The sequence below is a fragment of the Pyxidicoccus sp. M6 genome (assembly GCF_055568925.1).
The window spans coordinates 8,154,063-8,165,848 of record NZ_CM145714.1 but is presented as its reverse complement, the minus strand read 5'-3'; the positions used below and the strand labels follow the sequence as shown (position 1 = coordinate 8,165,848).

Sequence of the window (11,786 nt, the reverse complement as noted above, 5' to 3'; positions counted from 1 at the left end):
GGCTCAGCCGCCCGTCACGGAGAGCACCTCATGCAGCGCGCGGCGCGGAGCGCGCTGATGGGGCGGAAGCGGTGAAGAGCGCCCCGTGCGGAGCATCCACACGGGAAGCTCGGTGTCCGGGGCGCTGAAGCACCGGGCGATGAGCTCCGGTCCACTCCGGAGGAGCGCGACGTACTCGGGGCGGGCCGTCGCGGGCAGGTGGTCCGTCACGGCGTTGTAGGCGAGCAGGGCCGGGCTCGTGAGCGGCTGGACGCCAAACCCGGCCTGGTTGAGTCGCAGCCAGGCCCGCAGGCCCAGCGCGCCCGCGTCGACCAGGTCCTCCCTCCGGGTGGAGCGCGCTGTCATACACACCAGCGCGGCCGAGGAACGCAGCTGCAAGGCCAGCCAGCGCTTCGAGGTCGCGCCCAGCACACGTCCGGCGAGCTCACTACCGAGCAGCGGCGAGCGCGACAGGCCCAGCACGCGAAGCTCGGGGATATCGAAGCCAAAGGTGTTCCAGGGCATGCCATCCCGCGTCCGCTCCAGCTCCTCGCGGGACAGGCGCATCCACCGCATCACGTCGCGCAGCGAGTCCTCGTGCCGCCACACGTAGGTCTCCGCCTCCGTGAGGTAGTCGAGCAGCTCCTTCGAGAAGCGCGAGGCGAGGTGCAGGCCGCTGCCCGCGAAGTCCCCGGCGTCGCGCCTGAGCACGTCGAACACGGGATGCGAGGAGGAGCCGCCTCGGAACAGCCGGCGGTCCGTCCCTCGCGTGGGCAGCACCTCGACGAGGGGATGCACGTCCCGCGTGCTCGCGCTGAAGCCCACCGTCGCCCAGACGGCGCCCGGCCCGGAGTCGAGCGACAGCGCCGCGTGGGCCTGGAGCCCCTCGGCCGTGGCCGCGAGGGCGATGGACTCGAGGACGCAGCCGAGCGTCACGTACGTGGCGTGCTCACCGCGATTGAGCACGTGCCGCGAGCGCTCCGGCACATGGCGCACGGAGAGCGCGGTGCCATCCCACGAGAAGCTCCAGGGTTGGCAGTTCTCCGTGCTCGGCGCCCGGATGGCGGCCATGACGACGCGCTCGAGCGCGGGCAGCGGAACGTGACACGGCACGAGGGACGTGGCCGGCTTGGGGCTCATCACGCGGCGTCAGCCCTCCGCCGCGACACGCAGGCCGGGCTTCGCGCCCACGAGGGGAGCCTGCATCCACTCCCCCTGGGCCCACGCGACGAGCCTCCTGAAGCCGGGGCCTTCGCGGAGCCTCGCCGCTTCCTGGTCCATCGACTTGAGCAGTTCCTCGGTGTTGCCGAAGAGGAGCTGGAGCAGGAGCTGCATCTGGTCGATGCCGGGCGCGTAGCGGCAGTACTGGTCCGGGTGGAGCAGGTCGCCGCACTGGAGCGCGACGGTGTCCATGGCGTTCTGGAACCAGGCGTAGAGCCCCAGGTCGATGAGGTTGAACTCGTAGTTGAGCAGCCACTGGAGCCAGCCCCAGTCCAGGCTCTTCACGAACTTGCCCCGAGGCAGCAGCTTGGAGAGCGCCTTCAGGATGACCATGACCGGCAGCGGGGGGACGCGTACATGCTCGATGCCCCCGTCCAGCGGGCCGTGACGGCCCGAATCGCGCCGCGTCACCGTCGAGCCGAGCGACGCCACGACGACGTGGTCGATGGGGTGGTTCACCGGGTGGAAACGGGCGCGTGCACCGTCGCGCACGCAGAGCGCATTCACCGCGGCCGCCACGGCGGACATCGTGGGGTTGTTCGTGGCCAGCGAGCCGTCGAGGTAGTAGTCGCGGTCCCACGGGCGCTTCGGGTTGAGATAGCCCGGCAGCGGAAGCATCAGGGGCATGGCGGAGCTGGCCATTGCCAGCTCGGCGAGCGTGCGCTCCGGAGCGTCGGGAGTCGGCCCGAAGTTCTGGAAGATCTGGGGACGCTTCTCCGTCATGTTGAAGCTCGCCACCACCAGCTTCACGCCCGCCTTCGTCATGTCGCCGAGCGTCTCGTTCCCGAAGCGCTGCTGCACGAGCTTCTGGAACTTGTTCTCGTCCGAGAACAGGCCCGGGGAGAGCAGGGGCTGGATGCCGATGGCCGCCATGAGGGTGCCCCACAGCGACGCGTGCAGCGAGGCGGCCATCTCGTTGCTGAACTCGATGGCGTCGTTGATTGCCGCCAGGGGCTTCATGCGATTCGGGCCATGCAGCCGGGAGGCGAGGTAGACGCCCAGGAGCGTCCCGTCCGAGGCTCCCGCGAACAACTCCGCCCGATCCAGGAACCCGGGCACTTCCTCTTCCAGGTACTTCAGCATGCGGATCTGGAGCGAGGTGCTGGCCGCGCCGTCAAACGACAGGATGTTCATGAAGGCTCCCCTGTGCCCTGGGCGCAGCGACGCTGGCCTCTCTTGGCGCGGCGCATTGTGGTCTGCCCGCGTCAGGAAGCGCAACGGCCCCCAGGGACCAGCCGGGCACTCACGTGGAAGTCATGGGGCGGGGTGGGTATGCTCCCAGGTGCCTCACGGTGCCTCCACGCCTTGCCCAGGTCTCCGAATGGCTCATGATCCATCTCAGGCGGGAGCGGTCGAGTTCAACCCGTTCCTCCCCTCCCAGCTCGACAATCCCTATCCCACCTACGCAAAGGCTCGCGGCCAGGCGCCCGTCTTCTTCAGTCCGATGTTCGACGCCTGGATCGTGAGCCGCTACGAGGACATCAACGAGGCCGCCAAGGACACGGAGCGGTTCTCCTCGAAGGTCGCCCTGGTCCAGCTCCCGTCCGAGGTGAAGGCGTTGATGCCCATGCCGAACGAGGCGCCCGGGCTCGTGAACAACGACCCTCCCTCCCACACACGGCTGCGCGCCCTGGTGGGCCGGGTCTTCGCGCCCCAGCGCATGGCGAAGCTGGAGCCGCGCATCCGCCAGGTCGCGGGCGCTCTCGTGGACGGCTTCGCGAAGGAGGGCCGCGCCGACATCATGGCGCGCTTCGCCTACGAGCTTCCCTTGAGCATCATCGTCGAGCTGTGCGGCGCGCCGCACGAGGACCGCCATCAAATCAAGAAGTGGTCCGATGCCTGGCTCACGCTCAACACGCCGGGACTGCCGCTGGAACACCAGAAGGCCTGCGCCCAGGGCGCCGCCGCCCTCTACCACTACGTCGCCGGCCTCCTCGAGCAGCGCCGCAAGGACCCCCGCGATGACGCCCTGAGCGTGCTGGCGGCCGCTGGGACGGAGGGCGAGGCCCAGGCGAGCGAGCAGGAAGTCATCAGCACGGCCATGCAGCTCTTCTTCGCCGGCCATGAAACCGTCACCGGCGCCATCGGCAACACGATGGTGCACCTGCTCCGCCACCCCGAGCAGCTCCAGGCCTGCCTGCGGGAGCCCGGGCTCATCGCCCAGGCCGTCGAGGAGGGGCTGCGCTACGACACCTCGAACCCGGCGATGTTCCGCACCGCGGCGGCGGACGTGGAGCTCGCGGGCGTCCGCATCCCCAAGGGGAGCCGCGTCATCCTCCTCTTCGGCTCGGCCAACCGGGACGAGACGCAGTTCGAGAAGCCGGAGACCTTCGACATCCACCGCGAGAACGCGAGCCAGCACATGACGTTCGGCCGCGGTCCCCACTTCTGCATCGGCGCCTCGCTCGCGCGGATCGAGCTTCGCATCGCCATCGAGACGCTGCTCCAGCGGCTGCCGAACCTCCGCCTCCCGCCGACCCCCGAGCTGAACTACACGACAAACCTCGTGCTCCGGTGGCTCAAGCACCTGACCGTGGAGTGGGATCCAGCCTGAGCCGCGGGTAGCATCCGGAGCGCTCGCCAACAGCGGGGCGAAAGGGCGAAAGCAGGCGAACGCAATGCATGTCATCCCGGGCTTCACGGAAGCGGAGGTGCTCGCCGAGGACGGCGGCACGGTGCTCCTTCGGGCAAGAAGGAGCGACGGGCAGCCGGTCCTCCTGCGCCGCTTCACTCAGGAGTACCCGAGCCCGGAGGAGCTCGCCCGCCTTGGCTACGGCCATGAGCTGGCGAGCGGGCTTCAACTCCCGGGCGTCGTCAAATCCCTGGGGCTGACCCGGGAGGGCGGCCGCCACGTGCTCGTCCTGGAGGACTCCGGCGGCCCACCGCTCACGAGCCTCCTCGCCGAGGGGCCGATGGAGCCCCTGGAGGCCATCGGCATCATCGCCCAGGTCGCCCGGACGCTCGGAGAGCTCCACCGCAACCGCGTCATCCACAAGAGCATCCAGCCGGCCCACGTCCTCTACAACCGGCGGACGGGCGAGGCGAAGCTCACCCACTTCGACTTCGCCTCGCGGCTGGACCGGGAGACGCAGGTCCTGCGCAGCATCCACCGCCTGGAAGGGAACCTCGCCTACATCTCGCCCGAGCAGACGGGGCGGATGAACCGCGCGGTCGACTACCGCTCGGACCTGTATTCGCTGGGCGTCACCTTCTACCAACTGCTGACGGGACGGCCGCCCTTTGAGGCCGCGGACCCCGTGTCCCTCGTGCACGGCCACATCGCCGTGGAGCCCACGCCGCCGCATGTGCTGCGTCCGCAGGTTCCGCCCGCGCTGTCGGACATCGTCCTCAAGCTCCTCGCCAAGCGCGCGGAGGACCGGTACCAGAGCGCCTACGGGCTGACGGAGGACCTGAAGGAGTGCGCGGACCGGCTGCGGCTGGGAGACACGCTCGACGGCTTCGTCCCCGGCCGGCACGACGTCTCCGCCACCTTCCGCATCCCCGAGAAGCTCTACGGGCGGGACTCCGAGAAGGCGGTGCTCCTCGGAGCCTTCGAGCGCGCCAGCCGCGGGGCCGCCACCATCGTCCTGGTGAGCGGCTACTCCGGCGTGGGCAAGTCGGCGCTCGTCAACGAAATCCACAAGCCCATCGTCGCGCGCCGCGGCTACTACAGCGCCGGCAAGTTCGACAAACATCGCAACGAGCCCTACGGCGCGTTCATCCAGGCCTTCCGGGAGCTCATCCGGCAGATTCTGGGCGAGGACGCGCGCACGGTGGCCCGGTGGAAGGAGCGCATTCGCGAGGCGCTCGGGCCCAACGGGCGCGTGGTGACGGACGTCGTCCCCGAGGTGGCGCTCATCGTGGGCCCGCAGCCCCCGGTGCCGGAGCTCGGGCCTTCCGAGGCGGAGAACCGCTTCAACATCGTCTTCCAGCAGTTCGTGCGCGTCTTCGCCCGCGAGGAGCACCCGCTGGCGCTCTTCCTGGATGATTTGCAGTGGGCCGACTCGGCCTCGCTGAGCCTGCTGTCCCGGCTGCTGCACGACTCGGAGAGCCGCAACCTGTTCTTCGTCGGCGCGTACCGGGACAACGAGGTCTACGACGCGCACCCGCTGATGGAGGTCATCGAGGGGCTGCGGAAGGCAGGGAGCGTTGGAGGGGAAATCGCGCTCGAGCCGCTCGGGCTGGAGCACGTCCGGCAGCTCATCGTCGACACGCTGGGAGGCGAGGGCGAGCCGCAGGTGGACGCGCTCGCGTCGCTCGTCTTCCACAAGACGGAGGGCAACCCCTTCTTCGTCAACCAGTTCCTCACTTCGCTCCACGCGCGTGAGCTCGTGACGTTCGCTCCGGAGGAGGGGCGCTGGCGCTGGAGCCTGGAGCGCATCCGGGAGGAGGGCATCACCGACAACGTCGCGGAGCTGATGGCCGACAAGATTCGCGCGCTGGCCGAGCCCTCGCAGCGGGTGATGAAGCTGGCCGCCTGCATCGGCAGCACCTTCGCATTGGACACGCTCGCCACCGTGAGCCGGCTCCCGGCGCAGGTGGTGGCCGCGGAGCTGTGGCCCGCGCTCGAGCAGGGGCTGCTGGTGCCCATCGGCGACGCGTACAAGTACGTCGCCCCGCTGCGCGACGACGAGCCCGGCTCCTCGCCCGCGACGGGGCGCACGGCCGTCTACGCGTTCCTGCACGACCGCGTCCAGGAAGCGGCCTACTCGCTCATCGACCCCTCGGAGCGGAAGGCCGTGCACCTGCGCGTGGGGCGGCTCCTCATGGAGCACACCCCGAAGGAGGAGCTGGACACGCACGTCTTCGAAATCGTCGACCACCTGCTGGTGGCCGCGGACCTCATCGAGACGCGCGAGGAGCGGCTCGGGGTGGCGCGGCTCGGCCTCCTCGCGGGGACGCGCGCCCGCGCCTCGGCGGCGTATTCCTCCGGGCTCCGGTACCTGGAGGCCAGCATCGGCCTGCTGCCGGAGGACGGCTGGGAGCGGGAGCGGGAGCTGACGCACTCGCTCCACCGCCTGCGGGCGGAGTGCTTCTACCTGCTGGGCCAGTTCGACGCCGCCGAGGCGGACTTCGAGCGCCTCCTGGCCCATGCGCAGTCCCAGCTCCAGAAGAGCGAGCTCCACAGCCAGCGGGCGGGGCTTCTCACCAGCCGGGGCGCCTTCACCGCCGCGGCGCAGGCCGGGCGCGAGGCGCTGCTCGCCGCCGGCATCGAGATTCCGGCGTCGGGCTACGAGGCGGCCTTCGCCGCGGAGCTGGGCGTGGTGGGCGGCCTGCTCCAGGCGAAGCTCGCGGGCCGTCCCGTGAGCAGCCTGCTGGACTTCGAGGAGGCGAAGGACCCGGACCACCGGGCGCGCATCCTGCTCGTGTCGCGGGCCACCATGTACGCGGGCGACAACCTCGCGCTGTATGGCCTGCTCGCGGCCATCGTCGTCCGGCTCTCCCTCGAGTACGGCAACGCGGCCGGCTCCTCCCTGGGGTACGCCACCTACGGGATGATGCACGGAGGGATGACCGGAGACGCGGCGACGGCGTACGAGCTGGGCCGCGTCGCCCTGGGCCTGGCGGAGCGCTTCGACGACGCGGGCACGCGGACGACGGTGTTGAACTTCTTCGGCGGCTACATCAACCCCTGGCGCAAGCACATGCGCGAGGGCCGGCCGTACCTGGAGCGCGCTTTCACCCTTGGCATGGAGTCCGGCAGCGTCGTCTACGCGGGCTTCGCGATGATGCATGCCATGGACCAGGGCTTCCTCGCGGGCGAGGAGCTGCACGGCCTCCGTGAGCGCGCGAGCCGGCATGCCGAGCTCCAGCAGCGCCTCAACCAGCGGGACACGAGCACCACCTTCCGGTGCTTCGAGCGCACCTTCGCCCTGCTGTCGAAGGGCGTCGCGCGGACCAGCTCCGGAGAGGAGCTGGACGCCGAGTCGCTGGAGAAGAAGCTCGCCCACTACCCGATGAACGTGGCGACGCTGCTGCTCCACGAGATGCACTCGGCCTATGCGCTGGGGGACTACGCGCGTGCGCTCGCGCTGGGCGCCAGGTCGGAGCCGTTCGTCCCGATGCTCGTGTGCAACCTGCGGCAGACGGAGTTCAGCTTCATCGTCCCGCTCGCCGCGGCGGCCGCGTGGCCCACGCTCTCCCCCGAGGAGCAGGTGCGCTACCGGGGCCTCATCGACGCGCAGCTCAAGCGCCTGGAACAGTGGAGCGCGAGCTGTCCGGAGAACTTCGAGCACCGCTGGCTGCTGGTGCGCGCGGAGGACGCCCGCATCTGTGGCCGCGAGCAGGAGGCGATGGAGCTGTATGACCAGGCCATCGAGTCCGCGACGCGCCATGACTTCATCAACCTCCAGGCCATCGGCAACGAGCTGGCGGCGCGCTTCTACCTCTCGCGCGGCCGGCGCAAGCTCGCGCGCGCGTACCTGCTCGACGCGCGCTACGCCTACGTGCGCTGGGGCGCGGACGCGAAGGTCGCGAAGCTGAACACGGAGTTCAAGGAGCTGCTGCCGCGAGACGGCGCGGAGTTCCCCGTCGCGGGTGGCCCCACCAGCGCGTCGCTGGACCTGATGGCCATCATGAATGCCTCGCAGGCCATCTCCGGCGAGCTGGTGCTGGACGAGCTCGTGCGCGCGATGATGCGCATCCTCATCGAGAGCGCCGGGGCGCAGCGCGGCTTCCTCATCCTGTCCGGAGACCCGCCCCTCCTGGTCGAAGCGCCGAGCAGCGGGGGACAGGTCCACATCCACACCACCCCGGTGGATGACCGCGCCGACCTGTCCACCGCGGTGGTCCGCTACGTGGAGCGCACGGCCGCCAGCGTGGTGCTGGGCAACGCGGCGGAGGCGGTGCAGTTCCAGGCGGACCCGTACATCGTGAATGCCCGCCCCATGTCCGTGCTGGGCATGCCCATCCTCCGGCAGAAGAAGCTCGTGGGCGTCGTCTACCTGGAGAACAACCTGGTGGCGGATGCCTTCACCCCGGAGCGGTGCAAGGTGCTCGAGCTGCTCTCCGCGCAGGCCGCCATCTCCATCGAGAACGCGCGGCTCTACGACACGCTCGACAACCGCGTGAAGGAGCGCACGCGCGAGCTGCGCGAGCGCAACGACGAGCTGCTGGAGACGCTCAAGCGGCTCAAGGAGACGCAGCGCCAGCTCGTCACGCAGGAGAAGCTCGCGTCCCTGGGCGCGCTCACCGCGGGCATCGCCCACGAGCTCAAGAATCCGCTCAACTTCATCAACAACTTCGCGAAGCTGTCGGTGTCGGCGGCCATCGACCTCGAGGAGGAGTTCAAGGAGACCGGGACGCCGGCCAGCCGCGCGGTCCAGGAGCTCACCGGCATCCTCAAGCAGAACGCCGCCAAGATTCAGGAGCACGGCCGGCGCGCCGACAAAATCATCAACGGGATGCTGCTGCACTCGCGCAGCGGAGGCAGCACGCAGGTGGAGACGGACCTCAACGCCCTGGTGGCGGAGAGCGTCCACCTCGCGTACCACGCGGTGCGCGGCAAGGACCCGGACTTCAACCTGGAGCTCGACGCCTCCTACGATTCGACGGTGGGGCTGATCCTCCTGTCGGCGTCGGACGTGAGCCGGGTCTTCCTGAACGTCATCGACAACGCGTGCTACGCCACGCGCGAGAAGCTGCGCAGCGGGAGGCCGGGCTTCAAGCCCAGGTTGCGCATCCGCACGAAGAACCTGGGCAACCAGGTGGAGGTCCGCATCCAGGACAACGGCCCTGGCATCCCCCAGGAAGTCGTGGGCCGCATCTTCGACCCGTTCTTCACCACCAAGCCGGCGGGGGAGGGCACCGGCCTGGGGCTGTCCATCTGCTACGACATCATCCAGTCCCACCTGGGAGAGATTGGCGTCGAGACGGTGCCCGGCGACTCCACGGAGTTCGTCATCACCTTCCCCCGGCGTCAGCGCACCACGGCGTGACGACGGCCGACACGACCAGGAGGCGCTCCAACGTCAGGCCTCTTCCGCCTCTCGCGGCGCTCGCCGTGGGAGGGAGGACTTCGAAGGAACCCCGCCAGGGCTTGGATGGCTTCTCGCCACTTCTCCTGGGACGGAGGTGATTACCAACTTCCCCGGGACGACGGCCGTGTTCGTACGGCCGACGTGCGTCCAGGAGGGGTTGACATGTTGAGGCCTACGCAGGTCAGGCGCAAGGGCGGGAGCAAGCCGAGGCCCAAGGCAGAGCGCGGTAGCCCGCTCCCACCCTGGGTCGTGGTGAAGCTCAGGGATTGGATGGATCCACCCGAGAATCCGACGCCGGAGGACTTCCAGAAGATAAAGCCCTCTCTGGCCGCGAAGCTCCCGGACATCCACATGACACGGCTGTTCCGCCAGTCCCCCGAGAAGCTGCGCGCCTTGACGAGGCTTGCCGTGGAGATGGACCCCACCTATCAGCCGGTGGACCTCGCCTCATACTTCTCCCTGGAGATTCCCGCGGAGATGGAGCCGGAAGAGATGGTCGAGCGTCTCCTGGCGGCGCCAGCCGTGGAGCAGGCCTACGTCGAGCCCGGACCTGTCGCGCCCCCGAAGGTGGATGCCTCGGATGACCCGCACGCGAAGAGCCAGGGCTACCTGCGCCCCGCGCCGGATGGGATTGACGCCGAGTTCGCCTGGACGGTGCCGGGCGGTGATGGCAAGGGGCTCGGCTTCGTGGACCTGGAGCAGGGCTGGAGGCTCGAACACGAGGACCTCGAGGCGCACAAAATCCGAAAGATTTCTGGAGCCAACAAGGAATACATCTCTCACGGGACGTCGGTATTGGGCGAAGTCGCCGCCGTGGACAACGACGTGGGCTGTGTCGGCATCACCCCCAACCTCGAGTCCGTGCGCGTCGTCTCGCAATGGCTCGCGCCCGACAGATTCAACACCGCGCAGGCCATCATGGATGCGGTCTTCAAGATGGGATTCGGCGATGTCCTCCTGCTGGAAGCGCAGACGCGGCTGTGGGGCTTCGACGATGTTCCGGTCGAGATAGAGCCCGCCGTCTACGCCGTCATCCGCATGGCGACCGCCCTGGGCATCGTGGTGGTGGAGGCCGCGGGCAACGGAAAGCTCGACCTGGACACCGTGATGGACACCCGGGGCCAGCAGGTCTTCAATCGGTCCGGGGGCGCCGCGGTTGGCTTCAAGGACTCGGGGGCCATCATCGTTGGCGCCGCCTCTTCCTCCTCTCCGCACACCCGACTGCCGGACTCCTGCCACGGAAGCCGCATCGACTGTTATGGCTGGGGCGAACAGGTCGAGAGCACCACGGGCACTTCGCCCCACGCATACACCTCCACCTTCAGCGGCACTTCCAGCGCCGCGGCCATCATCGCGGGAGCCGCGCTCTCCACCCAGGGCATGGCCCTGGCGGCGATGGGCCACCCTTTCAGTGCCTGGCAGCTTCGCGCCATCCTGGGCAACCCCGCCCTCGGCACGCCCTCGGCCTCCCAGACCGACGGTATCGGCGTGATGCCGGACTTGAAGCGCATCGCCCGCGACAGCCTCAATGTCATCCCCGACGTCTACCTGAGACACCATGTGGGGGATACGGGAGCGCGGAGCTCGGGCCCCCTCGGCGCCAGCCCGGACCTCATCCTCAGGCCCGACGCGGTCGCCGATGCCGAAGCGGATTTCGGAGAGCAGGGTGGCACCGCCAACGATGCCACCCTGGGCTACGAGGTCCGGGCCAGCCAGACCAACTACCTCTACATCCGCGCTCGCAACCGGGGTGGGGGGGAAGCCACCGACGTGCAAGCCACCGTCTACTGGGCTCCGGTCGCCACGCTCATCACCTCGGTCCCCTGGCACCTCATCGACTCGGTGACGCTGCCCACGCTGCCCGCCGGGGACATGCTCACGCTCCTCCCACCGGTCATCTGGCGGACCCAGCTTTCCGACCCCAGCTACCTCTGCCTGATAGCGCTTCTGGGCACCGCGTCCAACCCGGCCCCCAGGCCCGCGGAGCTCAAGGACTTCGACACCTTCCTCAGGCTCATCCGTGACAACCACAACGTCACCTGGCGCAACTTCCACGTCGTGGGCAACCAGCCGAACTTCACCGTGGACAACAACCTGGGCTGCGGCTCCGAATTCGTGAGGCTGCCGTTCCTGGTGACGGGAGCGCCGGACATCGCGCGGAAGATGGCGTTGGAGGTGGTGGCGCGCCTGCCGCAGGAAGCACGGGTGTACCTGGAAGTGGAGTCGCCCATCCGGGAGCGCATGGGGCTGCTGCCGCCGCAATTCAGGGAGGACAAGGAGGAGAAGACCCGGATACCGACGCTGCCCATCAGGGCCACCGGGCACCACCTGCTGGGCGAGTGGCTCTTCCCCGCGATGGCGAGCATTCCCGCCGCGTTGATGGTCTGCATCCCCCCAGCGCTGCGTCAGAACAAATACGAGATTGCCATCCGCCAGCTCCATGAGGGGCAGGAGGTGGGCCGCATCACCTGGCGACTGGTTCCGGATCGCGCTCAGTTGCGGCTTCCGAGGCCGCCGCCGTCGGGACCGACGGTCATCTACACACCCTCGAAGCCGCGGGGGCACTGAGGAGGGGCCTGCGGCGCGCGCCTCGCGAGGGGCCACGTG

Annotated in this window: 5 protein-coding genes; 3 read left to right on the top strand and 2 right to left on the bottom strand. The window is 69.2% G+C overall.

Translation table 11 applies throughout. The features are described from left to right. Positions 1 to 3: 3 nt before the first annotated feature. Together ACVTJA_RS32050 and ACVTJA_RS32045 are read right to left on the bottom strand one after the other, a co-directional pair. Entirely contained in the window at positions 4 to 1,119 is a 1,116-nt protein-coding gene (locus ACVTJA_RS32050; protein WP_465825345.1) for a nitroreductase family protein, read from the bottom strand. Positions 1,120 to 1,128: 9 nt separating this feature from the next. Then, complete coding sequence (locus tag ACVTJA_RS32045) at positions 1,129 to 2,334, bottom strand: patatin-like phospholipase family protein (protein ID WP_465825344.1); 1,206 nt, start codon at positions 2,332 to 2,334, stop codon at positions 1,129 to 1,131. Positions 2,335 to 2,521: 187 nt separating this feature from the next. Here ACVTJA_RS32045 and ACVTJA_RS32040 point away from each other — a divergent pair, with 187 nt between their 5' ends. The 3 genes from ACVTJA_RS32040 (at position 2,522) to ACVTJA_RS32030 (ending at position 11,747) form a co-directional block, all read left to right on the top strand. Next, entirely contained in the window at positions 2,522 to 3,754 is a 1,233-nt protein-coding gene (locus tag ACVTJA_RS32040) for a cytochrome P450 (RefSeq protein WP_465825343.1), read from the top strand. Positions 3,755 to 3,818: 64 nt separating this feature from the next. Further along, complete coding sequence (locus tag ACVTJA_RS32035; protein WP_465825342.1) at positions 3,819 to 9,137, top strand: trifunctional serine/threonine-protein kinase/ATP-binding protein/sensor histidine kinase; 5,319 nt, start codon at positions 3,819 to 3,821, stop codon at positions 9,135 to 9,137. A gap of 312 nt (positions 9,138 to 9,449) precedes the next feature. Next, on the top strand, positions 9,450 to 11,747 hold the full coding sequence (locus ACVTJA_RS32030; RefSeq protein WP_465825341.1) for a S8 family serine peptidase: 2,298 nt from the start codon (positions 9,450 to 9,452) through the stop codon (positions 11,745 to 11,747). Positions 11,748 to 11,786: the final 39 nt, after the last annotated feature.

Excerpts from the sequence above, each read along its gene's own strand:
- ACVTJA_RS32045 (WP_465825344.1), bottom strand. The coding sequence starts at position 2,334 with ATGAACATCCTGTCGTTTGACGGCGCGGCCAGCACCTCGCTCCAGATC.
- ACVTJA_RS32030 (WP_465825341.1), top strand. The coding sequence starts at position 9,450 with ATGGATCCACCCGAGAATCCGACGCCGGAGGACTTCCAGAAGATAAAG.
- ACVTJA_RS32040 (WP_465825343.1), top strand. The coding sequence starts at position 2,522 with ATGGCTCATGATCCATCTCAGGCGGGAGCGGTCGAGTTCAACCCGTTC.
- ACVTJA_RS32035 (WP_465825342.1), top strand. The coding sequence starts at position 3,819 with ATGCATGTCATCCCGGGCTTCACGGAAGCGGAGGTGCTCGCCGAGGAC.
- ACVTJA_RS32050 (WP_465825345.1), bottom strand. The coding sequence starts at position 1,119 with ATGAGCCCCAAGCCGGCCACGTCCCTCGTGCCGTGTCACGTTCCGCTG.